Annotated in this window: 22 protein-coding genes; 10 read left to right on the top strand and 12 right to left on the bottom strand. The window is 64.5% G+C overall.

The genetic code is table 11. The annotated features are described in order from the left end of the window. Positions 1-38: 38 nt before the first annotated feature. On the top strand, positions 39-1,403 hold the full coding sequence (locus SZ64_RS12710; protein ID WP_054531163.1) for an MATE family efflux transporter: 1,365 nt from the start codon (positions 39-41) through the stop codon (positions 1,401-1,403). A gap of 26 nt (positions 1,404-1,429) precedes the next feature. Here SZ64_RS12710 and SZ64_RS12715 read toward each other — a convergent pair whose 3' ends face one another. Further along, positions 1,430-2,776 carry a TldD/PmbA family protein gene (locus tag SZ64_RS12715; RefSeq protein WP_054531164.1) on the bottom strand — a complete coding sequence of 449 codons (1,347 nt, stop codon included), beginning with the start codon at positions 2,774-2,776 and terminating at the stop codon, positions 1,430-1,432. An 85-nt stretch (positions 2,777-2,861) separates the two neighbouring features. Further along, the gene (locus SZ64_RS12720; RefSeq protein ID WP_054532245.1) at positions 2,862-3,251 is read right to left on the bottom strand and encodes a hypothetical protein; all 390 of its coding nucleotides are present in this window, start codon (positions 3,249-3,251) and stop codon (positions 2,862-2,864) included. Positions 3,252-3,442: 191 nt separating this feature from the next. Here SZ64_RS12720 and lptB point away from each other — a divergent pair, with 191 nt between their 5' ends. The 6 genes from lptB to SZ64_RS12750 all read left to right on the top strand — a co-directional run bounded on the left by lptB (position 3,443) and on the right by SZ64_RS12750 (position 9,286). Further along, positions 3,443-4,243: an LPS export ABC transporter ATP-binding protein gene (lptB, locus tag SZ64_RS12725; protein WP_054531165.1), complete on the top strand. Its 801-nt coding sequence runs from the start codon at positions 3,443-3,445 to the stop codon at positions 4,241-4,243. Between the two features lie 190 nt (positions 4,244-4,433). Further along, positions 4,434-5,936, top strand: a complete 1,503-nt coding sequence (gene rpoN / locus SZ64_RS12730; protein WP_054531166.1) for an RNA polymerase factor sigma-54 — start codon at positions 4,434-4,436, stop codon at positions 5,934-5,936. Positions 5,937-6,158: 222 nt separating this feature from the next. Next, a complete protein-coding gene (locus SZ64_RS12735) occupies positions 6,159-6,854 on the top strand; it encodes a response regulator transcription factor (protein ID WP_054531167.1) in 696 nt (231 codons plus the stop codon). Between the two features lie 98 nt (positions 6,855-6,952). Continuing rightward, positions 6,953-7,717: an energy transducer TonB gene (locus SZ64_RS12740; protein ID WP_054531168.1), complete on the top strand. Its 765-nt coding sequence runs from the start codon at positions 6,953-6,955 to the stop codon at positions 7,715-7,717. Next, a complete protein-coding gene (locus tag SZ64_RS12745; RefSeq protein ID WP_054531169.1) occupies positions 7,714-8,430 on the top strand; it encodes a tRNA (guanine(46)-N(7))-methyltransferase TrmB in 717 nt (238 codons plus the stop codon). The genes SZ64_RS12740 and SZ64_RS12745 overlap by 4 nt, the downstream gene beginning before the upstream one ends. Positions 8,431-8,521: 91 nt before the next feature. After that, the gene (locus SZ64_RS12750; protein WP_054531170.1) at positions 8,522-9,286 is read left to right on the top strand and encodes a sulfite exporter TauE/SafE family protein; all 765 of its coding nucleotides are present in this window, start codon (positions 8,522-8,524) and stop codon (positions 9,284-9,286) included. A gap of 6 nt (positions 9,287-9,292) precedes the next feature. On the opposite strand, the gene SZ64_RS12755 is transcribed toward SZ64_RS12750, so the two are convergent. Then, positions 9,293-10,546 (bottom strand): mechanosensitive ion channel domain-containing protein, encoded by a 1,254-nt coding sequence (locus SZ64_RS12755; protein ID WP_054531171.1) that lies wholly within the window; start codon positions 10,544-10,546, stop codon positions 9,293-9,295. A gap of 126 nt (positions 10,547-10,672) precedes the next feature. Beyond that, positions 10,673-12,937, bottom strand: coding sequence for an NADP-dependent malic enzyme (locus tag SZ64_RS12760; protein ID WP_054531172.1), 2,265 nt, complete (start codon positions 12,935-12,937; stop codon positions 10,673-10,675). A 113-nt stretch (positions 12,938-13,050) separates the two neighbouring features. On the opposite strand from SZ64_RS12760, the gene mutS reads away from it, so the two are divergent. Together mutS and SZ64_RS12770 are read left to right on the top strand one after the other, a co-directional pair. Continuing rightward, the gene (mutS, locus tag SZ64_RS12765; protein WP_193391524.1) at positions 13,051-15,651 is read left to right on the top strand and encodes a DNA mismatch repair protein MutS; all 2,601 of its coding nucleotides are present in this window, start codon (positions 13,051-13,053) and stop codon (positions 15,649-15,651) included. 55 nt (positions 15,652-15,706) lie between these two features. Further along, a complete protein-coding gene (locus SZ64_RS12770; RefSeq protein ID WP_054531174.1) occupies positions 15,707-16,105 on the top strand; it encodes a hypothetical protein in 399 nt (132 codons plus the stop codon). Positions 16,106-16,111: 6 nt separating this feature from the next. On the opposite strand, the gene SZ64_RS12775 is transcribed toward SZ64_RS12770, so the two are convergent. The 4 genes from SZ64_RS12775 to gluQRS all read right to left on the bottom strand — a co-directional run bounded on the left by SZ64_RS12775 (position 16,112) and on the right by gluQRS (position 18,841). Beyond that, a complete protein-coding gene (locus SZ64_RS12775; RefSeq protein ID WP_054531175.1) occupies positions 16,112-16,981 on the bottom strand; it encodes a 3-hydroxyacyl-CoA dehydrogenase NAD-binding domain-containing protein in 870 nt (289 codons plus the stop codon). A gap of 158 nt (positions 16,982-17,139) precedes the next feature. Further along, positions 17,140-17,724: a cob(I)yrinic acid a,c-diamide adenosyltransferase gene (locus SZ64_RS12780; protein ID WP_054531176.1), complete on the bottom strand. Its 585-nt coding sequence runs from the start codon at positions 17,722-17,724 to the stop codon at positions 17,140-17,142. Between the two features lie 20 nt (positions 17,725-17,744). Next, complete coding sequence (locus SZ64_RS12785) at positions 17,745-17,975, bottom strand: HIG1 domain-containing protein (protein WP_054531177.1); 231 nt, start codon at positions 17,973-17,975, stop codon at positions 17,745-17,747. Further along, complete coding sequence (gluQRS, locus tag SZ64_RS12790; protein ID WP_054531178.1) at positions 17,972-18,841, bottom strand: tRNA glutamyl-Q(34) synthetase GluQRS; 870 nt, start codon at positions 18,839-18,841, stop codon at positions 17,972-17,974. Before gluQRS ends, SZ64_RS12785 begins: the two co-directional genes overlap by 4 nt. 121 nt (positions 18,842-18,962) lie before the next feature. Here gluQRS and SZ64_RS12795 point away from each other — a divergent pair, with 121 nt between their 5' ends. Further along, positions 18,963-19,571 carry an HNH endonuclease gene (locus SZ64_RS12795; RefSeq protein ID WP_054531179.1) on the top strand — a complete coding sequence of 203 codons (609 nt, stop codon included), beginning with the start codon at positions 18,963-18,965 and terminating at the stop codon, positions 19,569-19,571. 388 nt (positions 19,572-19,959) lie between these two features. Here SZ64_RS12795 and SZ64_RS12800 read toward each other — a convergent pair whose 3' ends face one another. From SZ64_RS12800 to SZ64_RS12815, 4 genes are all read right to left on the bottom strand, one after another. Continuing rightward, positions 19,960-20,388 carry a hypothetical protein gene (locus tag SZ64_RS12800; RefSeq protein WP_054531180.1) on the bottom strand — a complete coding sequence of 143 codons (429 nt, stop codon included), beginning with the start codon at positions 20,386-20,388 and terminating at the stop codon, positions 19,960-19,962. Between the two features lie 210 nt (positions 20,389-20,598). Further along, complete coding sequence (locus SZ64_RS12805) at positions 20,599-21,015, bottom strand: DUF4112 domain-containing protein (RefSeq protein WP_054531181.1); 417 nt, start codon at positions 21,013-21,015, stop codon at positions 20,599-20,601. Positions 21,016-21,020: 5 nt separating this feature from the next. After that, positions 21,021-22,502, bottom strand: a complete 1,482-nt coding sequence (locus SZ64_RS12810; RefSeq protein WP_054531182.1) for an ABC transporter substrate-binding protein — start codon at positions 22,500-22,502, stop codon at positions 21,021-21,023. Positions 22,503-22,569: 67 nt separating this feature from the next. Next, complete coding sequence (locus tag SZ64_RS12815) at positions 22,570-22,953, bottom strand: PilZ domain-containing protein (protein WP_054531183.1); 384 nt, start codon at positions 22,951-22,953, stop codon at positions 22,570-22,572. Between the last annotated feature and the right edge of the window lie 109 nt (positions 22,954-23,062).

A 23,062-nucleotide genomic window follows, 5' to 3' on the forward strand; every position in this document is an offset into this window, starting at 1 on the left:
GGGCCGGGCAGGTGGCGCGAGGGGCGAACAGGGTAAGCATGACCGAGGGGCCGCTGATCGGCGTACTCCTTCGCGTAGCCGGGCCGATTGCCGCCGCGAATATCGCGCAATCCGCCCACCAGATCATCAACGCCATCTTTGTCGGCCGCCTGGGCGCGGATGCCATTGCCGCCGTTGCGGCCAGTGGCCCGCTTTTTGGCGTGCTGCTCTCGCTGGGTAGCGGGCTTTCAACCGCAGGCGCCGTGCTCGTCGCCCAGAATACCGGCGCGGGAAAGGCGGGAGCGGCTAACCATGTTGCCGCCCAAACCCTGCTGATGGTGCTGGCCGTAGGCGTGGCCTTCGCGCTGACCGGCCTGCTGTTTGCCCCTGCCAGCCTGCGCCTGATCGGAGTGGAAAGCGGCGTATTCCGCCTCGCCTGGCAATATCTGACCGTCACTTATGCCGGGCTGGTCCCGATGTATGCCTTCCTCGCCTTGCAAGCGATGCTGCAGGGTGTGGGCGAAGTGCGCTTCGCCATGAAAGTGATGATGGGCGCGGTGGCGCTCAACATCGTGCTCGATCCGCTGCTGATCTTCGGCACGCAGCCCTTCGGCGGAAGTTGGAGCGGGATCGGCGTACCCGGCGCGGCGCTGGCCACGGTAATCGCGCAGAGCCTCGCCTTTGCGGCGGTGCTGCGCCACATGATGAGCGGCCATTCCGCCCTGCATCTGAAGCGCCATGATTTCCGGCCGGACCGCAACCATATCCGCACCGCGCTGGGCATTGGCCTGCCCGCTTCGGTGGAACAGGGCGCACGTACTTTCGGATCACTGCTGCTGATGTCGCTAGCGGCGCTGTTCGGCACCGTCTCGCTTGCCGCCTATGGCGTCGGAACGCGGCCTTTCTTCTTCTGGTTTGCGCCGATGATCGGCCTGTCCATCGCCACTTCGGCCGTGGTCGGGCAGAATATCGGCGCGGGGCTAATGAACCGGGCGGAACAGGCCGCGCGCATATCCGCCTGGCTGGGCTTCATCGGCTTCACAGTTATCGGCCTCGTCCACCTGCCGCTGCTGCGCCCGCTGATGGCGGCGCTGGCGCCGGGCGAGACGGAAGTGATCCGCGAAGCGGTTACCTTCGGCTGGGCCGTGTTCCCCTTCCTGGGCTTCATGGCAGTGACGCAAGCACTCAATGGCGCCTTTCGCGGGGCTGGCAGCGCCCGGCAGGCAATGACCATCTCGCTGGTGATGCAATATGCCCTGCAAATACCCTTCGCTTGGGGCACGGCCCTGTTCACCGCACTGGGCGTGCTGGGCGTGTGGTGGAGCTATGCCTTCTCCAACGTGGCAGCCGCGGCCCTGTGCGCCTTCTGGCTGCTTCGCGGGCCGTGGCGGCGCAATCTGGTGAAGGATGGCGCAGCTGGCTGAACGTCCCGCCGGCTGCTCCGCCGCTCCTACTCGCCCGCCACCGTTATCCCTTCGATACGGATGGTGGGCACGTCCATCGAACGGTGGATGTCCAGATCGTCGGCCACGCTCATGCGGGCGAACATGTCGATCAGGTTCCCGGCCACGGTGAATTCGGCCACCGGCCCCGCGATTTCGCCCTTCACGATGCGGAAGCCAGAGGCGCCGCGGCTGTAATCGCCGGTCACGCCGTTCACGCCCATGCCGATCAGTTCCGTGACCAGCACGCCGTCTTCGATATCCGCGATCAGTTCCGCCCGGCTCACCTTGCCCGGTGCGAGGTGGACGTTGGAGGGCTGCACGCCCGGTGCGCCGCTGGCCCCGCGCGCGGCATGGCCAGTCAGCCCGATGCCAAGCTGGCGAGCAGAGGCCGCATTGGTGAGCCAGCCGGTGACGCGGCCATTTTCCACCAAGGCGCGCGGGGCGCAGGGCAGGCCTTCCCCGTCGAAGGGGCGGGAGCGCAGGCCGCGCAGGCGGTGCGGATCATCCAGAATCAGGATGTCAGCCGGGAAGAGATCCTCTTCCAGCCGGTCGAGCAGGAAGCTGGAGCGGCGGGCAATGCCGGGGCCGGACATGGCGCCCAGCAAATGGCCGAGCAGCGAATTGCCCACGCGCGGATCGAACACGACTGTCATGCCCTGGCTGGCCAGCTTGCCGGGATTGAGCCGGGCCACTGCCCGTTCCCCCGCCACGCGGCCGATTTCCGCCGGAGACGGCAAGTCCGCCACGTGGCGCACGGTGCGATATTCGTAATCGCGCTGCATCGCGCCGCCTTCGCCTGCCAGCACGCTGGCCGAAAGGCTGATGCCGGTGGCTTCATAGGCGCCCGCAAAGCCGTGGCTGGTGGCCAGCGCCACCGCGCTGCGGCCGAAGCTGGCCCCGCCGCCTTCGCTATTGGTCACACCCTGCACCGCGCGGGCGGCATCTTCGGCTTCCTCTGCCAGGCGGCGCAGTTCCTGCGGGCTGGGTTCGGACGAATCGACCAGATCGAGTTCCGGCAGCGGGCCTTTCGCAAGCAATTCGGCCGGGGCAAGGCCGGCATATTCATCTTCCGGCGCGGCCTTCGCCATCGCCACGGCGCGGCTGGCGAGTTCGGCCAGAGCCGCATCGCTCATATCCGTGGCATGGATGGAGGCGGAACGCTGGCCGACGAAGACGCGCAGCCCCAGTTCCTCGCTTTCGGAACGGCCGACATCTTCCAGCTTGCCCAGACGCACCTGGACTTCTTCGGAAGAGGAACCGATCGCCACGGCATCAGCCGCATCGGCGCCGGCTTTCAGGGCAAGGTCGATTGCTGCCGCGCAGCGTTCCTGGGCGGCTTTGGGATCAAGCATGAGGGTTTCCGGAAGGCATGATTACCACGCGGTCCTAGCCGCTGCGGTGCCGTCCTGCAAAGCCTGCGTGTGCAGGCCCGCTTTGTCAGAAGAACTGTTCGACGCCCCGGATCGCCCCGGTGACCAGAAACGGCAGGGCAACGGCCGCCAGCCAGATCATCGCCCGGTCACGGCCGAAAAGCGATGCCAGCGCGGGATCGGCGGCTTCATCGTCGCTCAAGCCTTCCCACCGCTTTTCGAATACGCGGCAACCGGGAATGACGGCAGCGACCAGTACGACCAATGCGAAATAGGGAAGAATGGATTCTGCAGTGTGTCGCAGGGCGGCCATGGTGACGTAAATCTGGAGGCCGGTGTAGAACAGCAGCGCATAGGCAACGTGATCGCTCATCCTGCGGCGCCAGTCGAGCCGCTTGCCTGCCCGGACCTGGACTTCCGCCTTCTGGCGGTTCGAACCCCACAGCGCCTTGTCCATGCGCCACTTCTCCTCATCCAACCCGAATCGGACTATTTCACGGGAATGGGGCACGATCAAGCATTCTGAACGATTGTTCAGCATCGTGAAGCCTTCGGATTCGCGAAAGCCATGCAGGAATCTTGCCAGTCTGCCTTCAATCGCCACAGCAGGGGTTTTCTGCCCGGCAAGCCATGTTAAAAGCCCGCTGGATGACGACACTCGACCAGACAGCCGAGGCGGGCGAGCCCGCCCCACAGGCCGCGGTGAGCGCCACTGCCCCCCTGCCGCAGGGCGGGCTTGAGGTTGTCTCGATCGCCAAGAGCTATGACAAGCGCGCCGTGCTGACCGACATTTCCCTGTCGGTTGCCAAGGGCGAGGTGCTGGGCCTGCTCGGCCCCAATGGCGCGGGCAAGACGACCTGCTTCTATTCGATCATGGGGCTGGTGCGGCCCGACAGCGGCCGCATCCTGATGGACGGCGTGGATGTGACCAAGCTGCCCATGTATCGCCGCGCGATCCTGGGGCTGGGCTATCTGCCGCAGGAAACCTCGATCTTCCGGGGCATGACGGTGGAACAGAACATCTCCTGCGTGCTGGAGATGATCGAGCCGGACAAGGCCACCCGCCAATCCGAGCTGGAACGGCTGCTGGACGAATTCGGCCTGACCCGCCTGCGTTCAAGCCCGGCCATGGCGCTTTCGGGCGGTGAGCGGCGGCGCTGCGAAATCGCCCGCGCACTGGCCGCCAAGCCTTCGATCATGCTGCTGGACGAACCCTTCGCCGGGATCGACCCGCTTTCGATCCAGGACATCCGCCATCTGGTGATCGACCTGAAGCAGCGCGGCATCGGCGTGCTGATCACCGATCACAATGTGCGCGAAACGCTGGATATCGTGGACCGCGCCTGCATCATTTACGGTGGCCAGGTGCTGTTCGCGGGCAGCCCGGAAGACCTCGTGGCCGACGAAAACGTGCGCCGCCTCTATCTGGGCGAGAGCTTCACGTTGTGATTGGCCGGCCGTCAGGCATGCCTGTCGCGCGTTTCGGGGCCGCTCGGCCGGAGACTGCACCAGCCCGCACCCCCACCCGGCCACCCAAGGCATTATCCTGTTTGGGTGGCCGGGTGGGGGTGCGGGCTGGTGCGGCCGCGCCGGTCCAACTGCTCGGCTGGGCATCACGCATCAAGACCGGCGCCTGAAAATGGCCCTCGGCCCACGCCTCGATCTCAGGCAGACCCAGTCGCTGGTGATGACGCCGCAATTGCAGCAGGCGATCAAGCTGCTGGCGCTGTCGAATCTCGAGCTGGAAGCCTTTATCGGCGAGGCGCTGGACGCCAATCCCCTGCTGGACATGGGCGCGGCGGAACCGGGCGAGCCTGCCGACCAGAGTGACGACCGGGCCGAAGCGGCGCCTGAAGGTTCCGTGACTTCGGACCAGCTCATGCTGGAAGGCAAGGGGGAGGCCGATGCCCCGCTCGATCTTGATCCCGCCGCGCTCGACCATGACCGGGAGACAGGCGACGGCGCCATTCTGGGCATGGGCACGGATTATTCCGGCTCCTCTTCCGGGTCGGGCGAGGAAGGCCCGGCAATCGACGAACGCGGCGGCGAAGGGCCGACGCTGGCCGAACATCTGGAAAGCCAGATCGGCGCGGTTGCGCCCGACCAGCAAAGCGCCTTCATCGCGCGCCATATCGTCGGCCTGCTGGACGATGCGGGCTATCTCACTGCGTCGCTGCGCGAAGTGGCGGGCGAGCTGGGCATCGCGCTGGCCGAGGCGGAGGCCGCGCTGGAGGTGGTACAATCGCTCGATCCCACGGGCGTGGGCGCACGCAGCCTTTCCGAATGCCTTGCCCTGCAGGCGCGCGAGGCGGATCGCTACGATCCGGCCATGGCCCGGCTGATCGACAATCTCGACCTGCTGGCCAAGGGCAGCTTCGCCCAGCTCAAGCGCATGTGCGGCGTGGACGACGAGGATTTCGCCGACATGCTGGCCGAACTGCGCGGCTACGATCCCAAGCCGGGGCTGAAATTCGGCAACGGCGCAAGCGAGCCGGTCGTGCCCGACATCCTCGTGCGCGCCAATGGCACGACTGGATGGGACATCGCGCTCAATCAGGCGACCCTGCCGCGGCTGGTGGTAAACCGGTCCTACTATGTAGAGCTGCGCCATGGTTGCCATGACAAGACATCCAAGGCCTGGCTGAGCGAGAAGCTGGCCGATGCCAACTGGCTGATGAAGGCACTGGACCAGAGGCAGAAAACGATCCTGAAAGTGACCGCCGAAATCGTGAAGCAGCAGGAAGGCTTCTTCCGCAAGGGCGTGTCCGAACTACGCCCGCTGACCCTGCGCACAGTGGCCGAGGCGATCGACATGCATGAATCGACCGTCAGCCGCGTGACCAGCAACAAATATCTCAATTGCGAACGCGGCACGTTCGAACTGAAATATTTCTTCACCTCCGGCGTCGCTTCCGCCGATGGCGATGGCGCGGTTTCGGCCGAAGCGGTGAAGGCCCAGATCCGCGCACTGGTGGATGCGGAAGATCCGAAGGCCATTCTCTCGGACGATGCGCTGGTGGATCTGCTTAAGGAAAAGGGTTTCGATCTTGCCCGCCGCACCGTGGCCAAATATCGCGAGGCGATAGGCATCGGATCGTCAGTGCAGCGGCGGCGGCAGAAGAAGCTGGAAGGTGTGCGGTAGGGCACGGCGCCAGGCCTGCCGGTTGGCGGAGCTTCGTGGGGCGATGGATCGAACCGCCGGGCGGCCCGCCAAAACCGTAACCTGAAAGACTCACGTTCAAATCCCGCTTGCACTTTACGATAAATTAACCTTTTTCATTGAGACCTTGCGTGGTTAATAACTGGCAACTCGCCACTGCGGGCGGTTACCGGTGCAACTCGGGGCGACGAAAAGGGGGCTCCCATGCGCGTGCTGTTGATCGAAGACGAGCCGACTACCGCCAAGGCGATCGAGCTTATGCTCACGACCGAAGGCTTCAACGTCTATTCGACCGATCTGGGCGAAGAGGGTTTGGACCTCGCCAAGCTGTATGATTACGACATCATCCTGCTGGACCTGAACCTGCCGGACATGCACGGCTATGACGTGCTGAAGAAGGTTCGCGTAGCCAAGGTGCAGACGCCGGTTCTGATCCTTTCGGGCATTTCCGAGATGGATTCCAAGATCCGCAGCTTCGGCTTCGGCGCCGACGATTACGTGACCAAGCCCTTCCACCGCGAAGAACTGGTTGCCCGTATCCACGCCGTGGTGCGCCGTTCCAAGGGCCATTCCCAGTCGGTCATCCGCACCGGCAAGCTGGCCGTCAATCTCGATGCCAAGACCGTGGAGGTCGATGGCGCCCGCGTGCATCTGACCGGCAAGGAATATGCGATGCTGGAGCTGCTCTCGCTCCGCAAGGGCACCACGCTGACCAAGGAAATGTTCCTCAACCATCTCTATGGCGGGATGGACGAGCCGGAACTCAAGATCATCGACGTGTTCATCTGCAAGCTGCGCAAGAAGCTCTCTCATGCCTGCAGCGGCGAGAACTACATCGAAACCGTCTGGGGCCGCGGCTATGTGCTGCGCGATCCGGGCGAAGAGGCCGAAGCGGCCTGAACCCACACATCGACAGCATTCTGAACACCGCCCCGAGGCCTTGCTCCGGGGCGGTTTTCTCATTAGCTGCTCGTCGCCTGGAAAATCAGGTTAAGGCCATGGGTAAGATGTTCGACAAACGCATTTTCCTTACCGCGCTGGCCATCCTTGGCTTTGCCACGTGCATCTCCCCTGTCCTTGCTGCTACAGCAAAACCTGCGACTTGGCGCCAAGACTCCAGTTCAGAAACCTGTTCGATCTCTTACAATTCCCCGACACAATTCCTGTTTTTGGCGGCAAGACCGGACGGCTCGCACATCTTGAGACTGCATGCTTCCGATTGGCACTTCAGCAACGAAGGGAATGCTTCCATACTCATTGGATCGGATTTGCCCAGCCACGCCATTCAGGCTTCGTTCTCAGCCAGGACGACAAATGGTTGGGAAGGAGTCTATCTGGAAACCGACAGTTCCATTGTTGACAGGCTTCGCGCCACGGACAGCCTGTTTGTGCTGGTCGATGGGGAGAAGGTCGAAGAATTCCCACTCGGCCAATTTTCTTCTCAAGCCGACGAATTCCAGCGCTGCAGCGCCGCTCTGCCGCAGCGGGATGCTGCTGAAATCCCCGTATCGGCACCGAGCTTGATCTCGAAGTTGGGCACGCTGATAACGGGGATACAGCCGCCTGAACGCACATTTCGGTTCCGCCTTAAGGTCGACGCCGAAGGCTCTGTGTCCGACTGCATAGTGATTGAGACAAGCGGGTCTGCCAAACTTGACAAAAATTATTGCCGTGGTCTGAGCCGAGCTCGATTCCGACCAGCCGTCAATCGTGCAGGTCAACCCGTTTCAGGCCAGTATCAAAGCTCAATAGGAGCGCAATGACAGCGCATAAATCAGGCGATCCGACCACGCTCAACCGGCTCTATGGCCGCGCCAAGGGCAAGCCCCTGCGCGCGGGGCAGCAGGAACTGGTCGACAAGCTGCTGCCGCAGATCGCGGTGCCGGATGAAGGCCCGGTGACGGCGCAGGTTCTGTTCGGCCAGGATTGCCCCCTGCATTTCGAGATCGGCTTCGGCGGGGGCGAGCATATGGCCTATCGTGCCGATCTGCTGCCCGATCATGGCTTCATCGGCGCCGAGCCGTTCCTCAACGGCGTAGCGCAGGCGCTCACCCATGTGGACGGCGATGGCGGAAAGAACCCGCCGATCAAGAATGTGCGCATCCATCACGGCGATGCACTGGAAGTGCTTTCCCGCATTCCGGACGGGGCGCTGTCTTTCATCTATCTGCTGCATCCCGATCCATGGCCCAAGGCTCGCCACGCCAAGCGCCGGATGATGAATGACGGCCCGGTGAACATGTTCGCGGCCAAGCTGAAGCCCGGCGGCGAGTTCCGCTTCGGCACCGATCACGCGATCTATCTGCGCCATGCGCTGATGGTGATGCAGCGCCACACCGATCAGTTCGAATGGCTGGCCGAAGGACCGAAGAGCTGGCAGAATCGCCCCTCCGGCTGGTGCGAGACGCGTTATGAACACAAGGCCCGCACCGTCTACGGGCACGAGGTCTGGTATTTCCGCTATCGCCGGAAGTGAATTCGCCGCCCTGCCCGCGTAGAAAATCTATCTTTCCGGCCACCCTGCCCCGGCGCATCTGATCGCCTGAGAATCAACAGCGGCAGGCGCCATGGACTTTTCGGGTTTCGATATTGGCGCGCTTCTGCCGTTCATTGCGGTCGGCTTTGCCGCGCAGCTGGTGGACGGCGCGCTGGGCATGGCCTTCGGTGTGCTGGCCAATATGCTGATGGTGGGCATTCTGGGCGTTCCGCCCGCCATGGCATCGCAGCGCGTGCATGTGGTGGAATGCTTCACCACCGCCACATCGGCCATCAGCCACCTGCTGCACGGCAATATCGACAAGGGCCTGTTCTTCCGCCTGCTGATCCCCGGCATGATCGGCGGCGTGCTGGGCGCCTATCTGCTCAGTTCGGTCGATGGCGACGTGATCAAGCCCTTTGTGCTGGGCTATCTCACGCTGGTGGGCCTCTATCTGCTGGCCCGCGGCATTCTCTATCCGCCCAAGCCGCGCAAGCCGAAGCATGTCGAGCCGCTGGGCCTGCTGGGCGGGTTCCTCGATGCGGCAGGCGGCGGCGGCTGGGGGCCGGTGGTAACGTCCAACCTGCTGGTGCAGGGCGCGGAACCGCGCAAGGTGATCGGCACGGTGAACGCGGTGGAGTTCTTCCTCACTCTCACCATCTCGGCCGCCTTCATCTCGCAGCTGGGCGTGGCAGACCTTGCCGGGCCGACACTGGGCTTCCTGATCGGCGGCGTGGCGGCGGCACCCTTCGGGGCCTATGCGGCCAAGCATTTCTCCACCAAGGTCATGCTGATCATGGCCGGCGTCGTTCTGACGCTGACCAGCGCCTATGGCGTCTATAACGCGCTGGGCTGAGGGCGATCAGGCCGCAGCCTGCTCACCCATTCCTTCCACCAGCAAGTGCGTGTCGAACCCGCTCGGTTCCTGAAACAGGCGCAGGCCGAATTCCGGGATGACCGAGATGAGGTGGTCGAAAATATCCGACTGGATCGCCTCGTAATCGCCCCATGCCGTGGTGGCGGTGAAGCAATAGACTTCCAGCGGAAGGCCTTGCGCCGTGGGCTGCAACTGGCGCACCAGCAAAGTCATCTCGCGCGCAATGCGCGGATTGGCCTGCAGATAGGCGAAGACATAGGCGCGGAAAGTGCCGAGATTGGTCACCCGGCGCTGGTTCACCGGATCGCGCCCGGCCTCCACTTGCGCCGCGTTCCATTCTTCCAGCTCGCCGCGCTTGTCGCTCAGATAGGTGTCGATCAGGGCGAAACGACGCAGGCGCTCCATCTCTTCCATGGTCAGGAAATGGGCGCTGCTCTGGTCGATCAACAGCGCGCGCTTGATCCGGCGTCCGCCCGATTCCTGCATGCCGCGCCAGTTCTTGTAGCTTTCCGAGATCAGACGGTGCGTGGGGATGGTGGTGATCGTCTTGTCCCAGTTCTGCACCTTCACCGTGTGCAGCGCGATGTCGATCACATCGCCATCGGCATTGAGCTGCGGCATCTCGATCCAGTCGCCCACCCGCAGCATATCGTTGGAAGTCAGCTGGACGGATGCGACCAGCGACAGGATCGTGTCCTTGAACACCAGCATCAGCACCGCCGCCAAGGCGCCCAGCCCGGACAGGAGCAGCAGCGGCGATTGTTCCATCAGCACCGCCAGCATCAGCAGGGCCGCCGCACAATAGACGACGATCTTGGCGACCTGGATATAGCCCTTGATCGGCCTGCTGGCCGCATGGGGCCGCTCTGAATAGAGTTCGTTCGCGAAGCTGAGCGCCCGGCTGACGGCCAGCGCAATGGTCAGCACGATGAACGCGCCCACAACATTGCGCGTCACGGTAACGGCCCATTCCGGCAAATGCGGTACCAGCGCGATGCCCGCTGAAACGATCACTGCCGGCACGATATTGGCCAGCCGGGCGGAAATCGCCACCGGAGCGGGCAGCGCCGTGGGGATCAGCCGGGCAATTAGCCGCAGGATCACATGCTTGACGATGAAGTTCGCCGCCGACGATGCGAAGACCAGCAGGGCCAGCCCGGCCAGCGTGCCGACCCATGGCGGCGAATGCGGGAATAGGGAAAGGGCTTCGGTCAGATCGGCGTTGGCGCTCGGATTCATCTGAAATCGTGGCACCCCGCTGCCGATGGCAGGAGGCGCCGCCTGTGGGCTGCTTCAGGGGGACGGGTGACGCCCCGAGACCTGCCAGCCCCGCCCGCCAGTGTCAAACCGGCGGGCGGGCAGGTTTCAGCCGACAACCCCGGCGGCAGCCAGCACGGCCAGCGTCAGCAGGTCGGGCGCGATGGCCGTCATCGGGGCAATCTGCACCGGCTTTTCCATGCCGATCAGCATCGGGCCGATCGTGGCATTGCCGCCCAGTTCGCGCAGCAGCTTGGCCGAAAGGTTGGCCGATTGCAGGCCCGGCATGATGAGCACATTGGCGGGCGCGGAAAGACGGCTGAAGGGATAGTTCTTCATCACCGTGGGGTTCAGCGCGGCGTCGGGCGCCATTTCGCCTTCATATTCGAAATCCACGCCCTGCTCGTCCAGGATGTGCACCGCATCGCGGATGTTCATCAGCCACTTGCCCGGCGGGTTGCCGAAAGTGGAATAGGACAGGAAGGCCACGCGCGGTTCATGCCCCAGCCGCTTGGCCACCTGCGCGGCGCCGCAGGCGATCTGGGCCAGTTCTTCCGCGCTGGGACGTTCGTTGATCGTCGTATCCGCCAGGAAGGCGGTGTAGTTCTTGCCGATCATCATGTGCATGCCGAAAGGGATCGCCCCCGGCTTGGGATCGAGCACGTGGCGCACTTCGCGCATGGTCTGGGCGAAGGGGCGCGTCAGGCCCGAAATCATCGCATCGCCATGGCCGAGCGCAACCAGCAGCGAGGCGAAGACGTTGCGTTCCTGGTTCACCATGCGGCGCACGTCGCGTTCGGTGAAGCCCCGGCGCTGCAGGCGCTTGTAGAGGAAATCCACCATGGCGGGCACGTAATCCGACACGGCGGAATTCTGGATCTCGAACGAGTCGGGATCGCTCACGCCCAGTTCCACCAGCTTGTCGCGCACGGCCTGCGTGCGGCCGACCAGCACTGGCACGCCATAGCCGAAATCCTTGAACTGGATCGCGGCGCGCAGGGTCACTTCCTCTTCCGCTTCGGCGAAAACGACCCGCTTGGGATCGCGCTGCGCATCGGCATAGACCTGCGTCAGCACCGAAGTGGTGGGGTTGAGCCGGGCCTTGAGGCTGAGGCGATAGGCTTCGAAATCCTCGATCGGCTTGGTCGCCACGCCCGTATCCATCGCCGCCTTGGCAACGGCGGCGGAAACCCGCTCCATCAGGCGCGGATCGAAGGGGGCGGGGATGATATATTCCGTGCCGAAGCTCTGGTTCTTGCCATAGGCGGCGGCAACTTCTTCAGGCACGCTTTCCCGCGCGAGCGAGGCAATCGCTTCGGCGGCGGCGATCTTCATCTCTTCATTGATTGCCGTGGCCCGCACATCCAGCGCGCCGCGGAAGATGAAGGGGAAGCCCAGCACATTGTTGACCTGATTGGGATAATCGCTGCGGCCGGTGGCGATGATCGCATCGGGGCGCACGGCCTTGGCATCGGGCGGAGTGATTTCCGGGTCCGGATTGGCCATGGCGAAGATGATCGGCTGCGCGGCCATCTTCTTCACCCAGTCCGGCTTGAGCGCACCGGCGGCGGACAGGCCCAGGAACACATCGGCGCCGTCCAGCGCCTCTTCCAGGGTGCGAGCGGCGGTTTCCACCGCATGCGCGCTCTTCCACTGGTCCATGCTGTCGGTACGGCCACGATAGATCACACCGCTGCGATCGCACATGGTGACATTGTCGGACCGCACGCCCATGGCCTTGATCAGTGCGGTGCAGGCGATGGCCGCCGCACCCGCGCCGTTCACCACCACCTTCACGTCCTTCATGGCGCGCCCGGTGATGTGGCAGGCATTGATCAGGCCCGCCGCGGTGATGATCGCGGTGCCGTGCTGATCGTCATGCATGACGGGGATCTTCATCCGTTCGCGCAGGGCCTGCTCGATGATGAAGCATTCAGGGGCCTTGATGTCTTCAAGGTTGATGCCGCCGAAGGTCGGCTCCATCAGGGCCACGGCGTTGACGAAGGCGTCGGGATCTTCAGTGGCCAGTTCGATGTCCATTGCATCGACATCGGCGAAGCGCTTGAACAGCACTGCCTTGCCTTCCATCACGGGCTTGGCCGCCAGCGCGCCCAGATTGCCCATGCCGAGAATGGCCGTGCCATTGGTGACAACCGCCACCAGATTGCTGCGCGCAGTATAGTCCGCCGCCTTGGCAGGGTCTTGCGCGATTGCTTCCACCGGGGCCGCCACGCCGGGCGAATAGGCGAGCGAGAGATCGCGCTGGGTTGCCACCGGCTTCGAAGGGACGATTTCGATTTTACCGGGGCGGATGGTCTCGTGGTAGAAAAGCGCTTCACGGGTGGTGAAACGCGGATTTTCGTCGTCGGCCAAGAATTCCTCCCTGTGTGCAGCCCCGCAGTAACCCGCAAGAGCGCGACGCGATAGGGGAAAGCTTGGATTTCGCCCTCCCGAATCGCAGTTTTGACGTTTAACCCGGCTGCAGCATGTCCGGTTCCGCAACCCCGATGATGGAGCAGTATTTCGCCCTTAAGGCGGAGGCTGGCGATTGCCTGCTGTTCTACCGCATGGGCGACTTCTTCGAACTGTTCTTCGATGACGCCCGCACTGCCAGCCAGGTGCTGGATATTGCGCTGACCAGCCGCGGCGAACATGGCGGCGCGCCTGTGCCCATGTGCGGCGTGCCGGTGCATTCGGCGGAAGGCTATCTGGCCCGGCTGATCAAGGCCGGTTGCCGGGTGGCGATTGCCGAACAGGTCGAAACGCCCGAGGAAGCGAAGGCGCGCGGCGGTTACAAGGCACTGGTGAAGCGCGACATCGTGCGCTTCGTCACGGCGGGCACGCTGACCGAGGAGGCCCTGCTGGAACCGCGCCGGGCCAATATGCTGGCCGCCGTCTGCGATCTGCGCGGCACGATCGGCATTGCCGCCTGCGATATTTCCACCGGCCGGATGGAACTGGAAGAATGCGCACCCGAACGCATGGGTGCCGCCCTTGCCCGGATCGGCGCGAGCGAACTGGTGGTGCCCGAAGGGTGGGACGATGCGCCCTTTGCCGCCATCCCGCGCCCGCGCACCACCTTCGCCAGTGACGAGGGCGAGGCACGGCTCAAGCGCCTGCACGAAGTTGCCACGCTGGATGCCTTCGGCAGCTTCACGCGCGCCATGCTGGCCGCGGCAGGCGGTCTGGTGGCCTATCTGGAGCATGTCGGGCGCGGCAAGCTGCCTTTCCTCCTGCCGCCGGAAGCGCGCGCGGGCGAGGAACGGCTGGCCATGGACGAGGCGACGCGCGGCAGCCTCGAAATCCTTTCCAGCCAGCAGGGCGGCCGGGCCGGAAGCCTGATCGCGGCAGTGGATCGCTGCGTGACGGGCGCGGGCGCGCGCCAATTGGCCGACGATCTTTCCGCCCCGCTGACCGATGCCAATGCCATCACCGCCCGGCTGGCGCTGGTGCAATATTTCCATGAAGACCCGCTGCTGCGCGCCGATCTGCGCGAGGTGCTGCGCGGCGCGCCGGACATCGGCCGCGCACTGGGCCGCGTGGTTGCCGGGCGCGGCTCCCCGCGCGATCTGGGCCAGATTCGCGACGGCCTGAACGAAGCGCGCAACATCGGCGAACATCTGCAGCGCCGCAATGGCAGGCCTGAGTTGCTCGACGCGCTGCTGCCGAAGCTGGGCGGCCATGGCGCCCTGACCGATCTGCTGGGCCGCGCACTGGTGGCTACTCCGCCGACGGAACGCAGCCAAGGCGGCTTCATTGCCGAAGGCTATGACCATTCGCTGGACGAATTGCGCGCCGTATCGGGCAATGCCCGCCGCGCGATTGCCGCGATGGAGGCCCGCTATCGCGACGATACCGGGATCTCCGCCCTGAAGATCCGCCACAATGGCGTGCTGGGCTATTTCATCGAAGTGCCCGCCCGCTATGGCGACAAGCTGATGGCGCCCGACAGCGGCTTCACTCACCGCCAGACCATGGCCAATGCGGTGCGCTTCAATTCGCTGCAATTGCATGAGGAAGCCAGCCGCATTGCCGAGGCGGGCGGCCATGCCCTTGCCGCGGAAGAAGCCCATTTCGAGGAACTGACCGCCGCTGTCGCCGCCGCGCGCGAACAGATCGCCAGCACGGCTGCTGCCCTCGCGCGGATCGACGTGGCTGCCGGGCAGGCCGAGCGGGCGGCCGAGGGCAATTGGTGCCGCCCGGAAATTTCCGAAGGCCTCTCGCTCGACATCAAGGGTGGGCGCCACCCGGTAGTGGAACAGGCACTGGCTTCCAGCGGCGAGCGTTTCGTCGCCAATGACTGCATCCTTTCGCCTGTCGACCGACTGTGGCTGATCGGCGGGCCGAACATGGGCGGCAAGTCCACTTTCCTGCGCCAGAATGCGCTGATCGTGCTGCTGGCGCAGGCGGGCGGCTATGTCCCCGCCGAAGCCGCGCGGATCGGGCTGGTGGACCGGCTGTTCAGCCGCGTGGGCGCATCGGACAATCTGGCGCGCGGACGTTCGACCTTCATGGTCGAGATGGTGGAGACCGCCGCAATCCTTGCCCAGGCGAGCGAGCGCAGCTTCGTCATTCTCGACGAGGTCGGGCGCGGCACTTCCACTTATGACGGGCTGGCGCTGGCATGGGCCGTGGTGGAAGCGGTGCATGAAAAGAACCGCTGCCGCTGCCTGTTCGCCACCCATTATCACGAGCTGGCCCGCCTTGCCGAAACCTGCGAGGCCCTGTCGCTCCACCATGTCCGCGCGCGCGAATGGAAGGGCGATCTGGTGCTGCTGCACGAATTGGCCACAGGCCCGGCAGACCGTTCCTACGGCCTCGCCGTCGCCCGGCTGGCAGGCGTGCCGGATCTGGTGGTGAAGCGTGCGCGGCAGGTGCTCGACAAGCTGGAACAGGGCCGCGCCCAGACGGGTGGCCTCGCCGCCGGGCTGGGCGATCTGCCGCTGTTCGCAGCCGCGCAGGTGCATGAAGAAGAAGCGCGCGACAGCCTGCGCGACCGGCTGGACGATCTGGACATAGACGCGCTCAGCCCGCGCGAGGCGTTGGACCTGCTTTACGAGCTGAAACGCCTTTCCGCACAGGGATGAACCCGGCTTAGCGGCGTCCACCAGGAATTAACCCTGTGGGCCTATCCCGGTGGCCATGAATCAGTTCATCTTCAAGAACCGCTGGTTCGCGGCCGGTTTCGTGGCGTTCATTCTGATCGGCACCTATCTGCTGGCAGGCGAAGGCGGCCTGCTTTCGCGCGCAGGTTCGATCGGGGAAACCCGGCAGCCCGATGCGCCGCCCGCCGCCATGGCGCCCCTGCCCACTGCCGCCCCGCCCCCGATGACGAGCGAGGATCCCGCCGCCGAGCACGAGGCGATGGATGATGAAGACCTGATCGATTCAGCCAATGGCATGGATCCCACCCCGCCCGACGAACTGGCAGCTTCCGACAGTCAGGGCGAGGATATGCAGGATGCGCCCACTGGCGACGATTCCGCGAGTGACGCCTTCGAATATGTCAACGGCATCGCCATCATCAAGCGCAAGCCCTGAACCCGCTCACACCGCCGGGACCGGCACCTCGCCCGAATAGTCGTAAAAGCCGCGCCCGGTCTTGCGGCCGAGCCAGCCGGCATCGACATATTTCGCCAGCAGCGGCGCCGGGCGATATTTGGAATCCCCGGTAGAGGCGAAGATCACTTTCACGATCTCCAGGCAGGTATCCAGCCCGATGAAATCCGCCAGTTCCAGCGGGCCCATCGGGTGATTGAGGCCCAGCCGGGCGCCCTTGTCGATGTCGGCCACGCTGGCCGTGCCTTGCCCCAGCACGAAGCATGCCTCGTTGATCATGGGCAGCAGGATGCGGTTCACCACGAAGCCCGGCTCGTCCCCGCTCAAGACCACCTGCTTGCCCAGGCTTTCGGCAAAGGCGCGGGTGCGCGCGACAGTATCCTTGCTGGTGGCAAGGCCGGGGATCACTTCGATCAGCTGCATCACCGGCACGGGGTTGAAGAAATGCAGCCCGATGAAACGCGCCGGGTCCGCCGTGCCCGCCGCCATGCGGGTGATGGGGATGGAACTGGTATTGCTGGCAAGGATCGCGCCCGCGCCCAGCACTTCGCCTGCCTTGGCAAAGATGGCGCGCTTGATGTCTTCCCGCTCGGTCGCGGCTTCGATGATGATGCCCGCCCCGGCCATGGGCGCATAATCGGCCACCGGAACGATCTTCGCCAAAGCGGCTGAGGCGTCTGCGGCGGTGATCTTTTCCTTCTCCACCAGCCGGGCCAGCGTCTTTTCGATCTTCGCCTTGGCCTTTTCGGCCAGCGCCAGATCGACATCGCACAGCAGCACTTCGATACCGCGCTGGGCCACGGTCTGGGCAATGCCCGATCCCATCTGGCCTGCCCCGATCACGCCGACGATGTCCATGCGCTCAATCCCTTCGCAATTGCAGCACAAGCTTAGCCCTTATGCTGGTCCCACGCCATGATTCGTCATTGCGAGGGACCGCAGGTGCCGCGGCAATCCCGGGCCTCTGCGCGAAGCTCTGGATTGCGTCGCTATGCTCGCAATGACGAATGGTGTTTCTACCGCCCGGCCCCCGGCTGCCACAGCACATCGCCCCCGGCGTCAGCATTGAGCGCGCGGGCGAGGACGAACAGCCAGTCCGACAGGCGATTGATGTAATGCAGCGCCGCCGGGTTCACCGGCTCTGCCAGAGCCAGCGCGGCCATGGCGCGTTCCGCCCGGCGCACCGATGCGCGGGCCACATGGGCGCGGGCAGCCGCTTCCGTGCCGCCGGGCAGGATGAAGCTGCGCAGCGGCTCCACCCCTTCGTTCAGTGCGTCGATTGCCGCTTCCAGTGCCGAAACCTGTGCGGGCACGATGCGCAGCACCATTTCGGAGGGGGCAAAGTCTTCCCCGCCCAGAGCGCCCAAGGGCGTTGCAAGGTCCGCCCCAAGATCGAACAGATCGTTCTGCGCGCGGGTCACGCCCGCCAGATGGGCATTGCCCGCCAACGCAACCGCCAGCAGGCCGAGCGCCGAATTCGCCTCGTCCACCGCACCGATGGCTTCGAAGCGCAGATCGGACTTTGCCCGGCGCGATCCGTCGACGAGGCCCGAAGTGCCGTCATCCCCGGTGCGGGTATAGATTTTCGATAGCCGGACCATTCGCCCGCGCCGTCAGCCGGTCAGCGGCCTGCGGCAAGGATGATGACGATCACCACGATGGCCAGCGCCTGATATTTGATGCGCGCGAACATCATCTTGTTCTGCAGCAATTGCAGCTCGCGCAGATTGGTGGTGTCGCCATTGTCGATATCGCGGCGGGTCGTCTGCAGGAAGGCGACGATGCCGCGCACGAGCGAATAGACCACCATGGCCATCAGGCCGAGCAGGACGATGACGAGGAACGTGTTCATACGCCTCTATCTAGGCCTTTGCTGAGCGAAATGCCAGATGGCAGAACCCTGTCCCTCAGGGCAGCGGCCAGTGCCCTCCCGTCCTCTCCGGCCAGCCGCAATTCGGTGAGGCCGAGCGAGCCCGCGCCCGAACCGCGCCTCTTGGCGAGCTTCCGCCCTTCCCCATCCACCAGCAGCCGGTGATGATGCCACACCGGCACCGGCAGGCCGAGCAGCGCCTGCAACAGCCGGTGGACATGGCTGGCCGGGAACAGGTCCATCCCCCGTGTCACCAGCGTGACGCCGTCCGCCGCATCGTCCAGCGTGGCGGCAAGGTGATAGCTGGCCGGGGCTTCCTTGCGCAGCAACACTACGTCACCGAAGATTTCGGGCGTCGCGTTCTGCACGCCCGCCAGTTCGTCCGTCCATTCCAGCGGCCCGGCAAGTTCAGCGGCCTTCGCCATGTCGATCCGCCAGGCGACCTCGCCCGAAGGATCGACATGGCGCCCACGGCAGGTGCCGGGATAGACCGGCCCGTCCGGCCCCATCACGGCGCCCGATTGGGCTACTGCCGCGGCAATCTGCGCCCGGGTGCAGGTGCACGGATAGAGCAGCCCCATGGCCTTCAGCCGCTCCGCCGCCTGTGCATAGCTGGCAAGGCGCGAGGATTGCCGGGGCACTTCCTCCCATTCCAGCCCCAGCCAGGCGAGATCGGCGCGGAAGCCATCGGCCAGTTCCGCCCGGCTGCGCGCTCCATCGATATCCTCGATCCGCAGCAGGAAGCGCCCGCCCCTTTCGCGCGCCAGATCATGCGCCACCAGGGCCGCAAAGGCGTGGCCCAGATGGAGCGGCCCGTTGGGGCTGGGGGCAAAACGGGTAACGATCATGCGAGTGGCGGGTTCTTTCGGGCGCGAATCGGCAAAAATCCTGTGGATTCGCGATTTGTAACAGGCTTGACGCTTTTCAAGGCAAATGCTCCCTTGCGCCAATCAGGGAGGACACCAGCACGTGTTCAAAGCCGAACTGATCGAACGGGCAGCCCACTTCCGCACTGCGGAAGGCGATCCGATGCGGAAGCTGGAAAGCTGCCCCGCACTGGTTCTCAATGCCGATTACACTCCGCTGTCCTATTACCCGCTGAGCCTGTGGCCGTGGCAGACCGCGATCAAGGCGGTGTTCCTGGAACGGGTGGACATCGTCGCCAGCTATGAACGGCAGGTGCATTCGCCCTCGCTGGACATGCAGATCCCTTCGGTGATCGCGCTGCGGCAATATGTCCGGCCCAATGAATTTCCCGCATTCACCCGCTTCAACCTGTTCCTGCGCGACAGGTTCACTTGCCAATATTGCGGCAGCCCGGACCATCTGACCTTCGATCACGTGATCCCCCGGCGGCTGGGCGGCAAGACCACGTGGGAAAACATCCTCACCGCCTGCGCGCCCTGCAACATGAAGAAGGGCGGCCGCACCCCGGCACAGGCCCATATGCCCCCGCTGGTCGCACCGATCCGCCCGACCAGCTGGCAATTGCAGCAACAGGGCCGCAGCTTCCCCCCCAATTACCTGCACGAAACCTGGCGCGACTGGCTCTATTGGGACATCGAACTGGAAGCCTGACAGCCTTGCGAAAGTGACACGCAACGGGCGGCGAAACCTTGTGACCTTCGGGATCGGGTTTTCGGCATCGGGGGTTTTCAGCCGCCTGAAAAACGGCGGATTTACGCGGGTTTTCCGAGATTCGCCGCCGGGAAGTACATTTCTGTCGCGCACTTTCGCGCAGGCGATGTGTGACTTTCCCCGCAGGCACTGTGTCACCCTTTTCGGGGCGACAAATTGAACCGGAAACGCATGCTGACCGATCATCCCGCAGGATGAAGCAGATTCCGGGCAAGTAGGAAAATGATTGTTCGGAAAGGGCGAGCACGCCCGCTTCCTCCCTTCGTCATTGCTGACGCAGGCGGGAATCCAGCCATCTGTGAAATAAACCGAACACCTGCAATCCAGGCTACCGCTCTGCATCCAGGCCGGTGAACTCCACATGTGCGATGTCCACCAGATAGGCTGGCGGCGCGTGATTCTCGCCTGAAACCGCAACGGTCAGCTTGCTGCGCGCCTCGGCCGGATAGACCTGCATCGCGCCCGGCTCCCGCTGGTCCGATATGAGGAGGCCCGCCCAGCGGTTCACGCAAGCGATCACTGCCGCTTCCCTGTCATCGAAGGCGACAAATTCGCGAACTTCGCCGTCAAACGCCGAGACTTGATGCCACACGGCGCGTTCCAGCCCAGCGCTACGGCTGCATGAGCGGAATGTGTGCTCGAAATAGCGCTGCTTGGCCTTGCCGGAATTCGCATAGGCGATGGGAGCCAGAAGGATTGCCAAGAGCGCCGCAACTGCAGCGATTTTCGGCCAGCGCGATTGCCCCTTTCCGCCCATGACGCGGCTCCGTTGCCAGATCGGTCCGGATTGTTAACGAGGCAGGAGGGAACGGGCAATCCAAGGCCTCGCGCCCTTAACCCACCTCCGCTCGCCCTGAGCCTGTCGAAGGGCACGCGCGACGGCGGGGTTGGGCTGAATTCCCTCGATCAGATGGCAGTGCGCGTCCTTCGACAGGCTCAGGACGAGCGGGTGTTAGAGCGATAGGCCCTAGCCCTCGATAATCCGGCTGGACGGATGGTGCTTGTCGAGGTGCTTCTTCACGATCTTCAGATTGCGGGTGTTGGAACGGTAAAGCAGGTCGAACAGATCGCCCGCCACGGGAATCGCGCCCAGTGCCGTGTCGAAGGCGATATTGGCGGCCATGCGGGCCAGCTTCCATTTGGGCAGGCCCAGATTGCGCGCTTCCCATACGATATAGGCGCCCATGGCGGCGGTCAGCACATCGCCCAGCACGGGCACGAGGCCGATGACAGCGTCGAGGCCCACGGCGCGGTTGATGCCGGGGATGGTGAAGCTGCGTTCCAGCACCATTTCCATCGCTTCGATGCGCTGGCGCACAGAGGCGGGATCGGTGCCTACCGGCACGCTCATGCCCATGGGGCGGGGTCGGCTGGTCTGGCTCATCCCACTTACTTGGTGATGGTTGCCAGTTCCGGCAAGGGATGGAATGCCCAGGCATTGGCGGCAAACCCATCCACCCCGGCACGCACGAGCGACCAGCGCATGGGCGGGCCGAAGGGAATATAGGCATCCAGCGCGGTCAGTTCCGCTTCCGCTTCCGCCATCAGCGATGCCCGCTCGTCCGGATCCTGACTGCGCGAGGCTTCTTCCACGCGGGCATCTGCATCGCTGGAGCAGAAGCCGCGCTTCAATCCGCAATTGAACTGGTTGAGGAACCAGCGCGCATTGGCATAGCGGGCCACGCGGTCCACCAGTTCCAGATCGGGCGTCTCGCCCTTTTTCGCCCGGCGCAGATTGACGCCGATGGCTGCCATGTCGCCCGACAGGCCGCGAAACAGCAGGTCGCCGCCCGGCCCTTGCGGCAGGGCAATGGTAATCTCGGGCGAGGCGCCGCCATTCAGCGATTTCCATGTGGCAACCCGCGCGGCGGCCATGTTGCGCCGTTGGGCGATGGTGGTGCCGGCCCAGCGTTCACCGATTGTGCCCAGATCGCCCGGCAGGCCCGGCCCGACAAGGCGCGAGGTCGGCTGCCAGCCGCCGACATTGAACGGCGCGATCAGGGCGGCCCGGTCAATCGCCATGGAAATCGCTTCCCGCCCCGATGCATCGCCCAGAATGCCGTGGGCATTGCGCACGGTCAGGCCGAACAGCCCGATGGCCTGATCCAGCCGCACCGTGCCGCGCGACAGCGGGCCGGTATCGACCAGCGGCAGGCTTTCGATGCGGCCATTGAGCACCACATCCACCTGACCTTCATCGAACAGGGCGACGGCACGTTTCGCGTCAATGCCCTGCACGCGCAATTCGCGCACATCTTCCTGCCAGTTTTCCACCTGGGGCAAGCCGCGCGCCTCGGGCGAGAGCATGGACAAGACGGCCACATCACCCACCTTGCGCAAGCTCATCGGGCCGGTGCCGCGCCCGTTGCGGGCCCCGTTAAGAGCCAGGCCCAGTTCGGGCTGGGCCAGCAATTGCAGGAAATCGGGCATCGGCCCTTTCAGGCGGATTTCCACCACGCGCCCGGCCATGGCGCGAATCTCGTCGATCTGGGACAGGTCATAGCCCATGGAGGTTCCGGCAAGGCTGCGCACCACGCGGCGCAGGGCCGTGCGGGCGCTCTCTCCGGTCAGTTCGCTGCCATCGGGCCATGTGCCGTCGCGCAGGCGGAAGATGTAGCTCTGCCCGTCTTCCGTCACGATCCAGCGGTCGGCCAGCGCTGGGATCACCTGCCCCTGCGCATCGAGGCCCACCAGCCCTTCGGTCGTGGCGGCGTGGACATGCTGCCCCGCCACCGAAAGCAGCACGCCGGATTCGAACGGATCGTCCGCATCGCCCACAATCGCCAGTTCCAGCGCGCCTTCATTGCCGCGCCCGCAGGCGGTAGCAAACAGGGCCAGTCCAATGGCCAGGATGCGAAGGGGGCGATACATCAGCGCCAGCCGTAGGCCCTGCCGCGACGCGCTTCAATGGTGCCCGTTGGGTTGGGCACGGCGAATGTCAGATCTTGCGGAGCTTGGATGTTTCCGGAATGCCGCTGGCCAGCGGCGGACGCACGAAACGCGGGGTCTGCAGGTCCGCATCGGGGGCCGGAGGCGTAGGGGTAAGGACCAGCCGGTGATCCACTTCTTCGAGGAAGGCGATGCCGAAGCGATCGTCCTGCTTCCAGGCGACAGTGCCTTCCACCCAGCCGATATTGCGCAGATCCACCCTGACGAGCGACCCGCGCGAAACCTTCACATCGCCTTCTGCCATCATGCCGGCAGCGGAAAGGTTGCGCACCTTCACCCGGTGCTCCGTGCCGCTGGCGTCGCCCTCGACCTTGCACCTGGCCATTACGAACAGGCTGTCGCGCGACATTTGACGTGTGTCGACGTTGCTCATTCGCTTGCTACCAAACCCTTTTGCTGCCCAGGGCGGGCACGGCCCGAATCCGGCCTTTCGCCCACCGGTTGGCGAGTCTTTAGCACCGCACTCGCAAACAAAGCATTAA

The organism is Erythrobacter sp. SG61-1L (assembly GCF_001305965.1).
GTDB lineage: Bacteria > Pseudomonadota > Alphaproteobacteria > Sphingomonadales > Sphingomonadaceae > Andeanibacterium.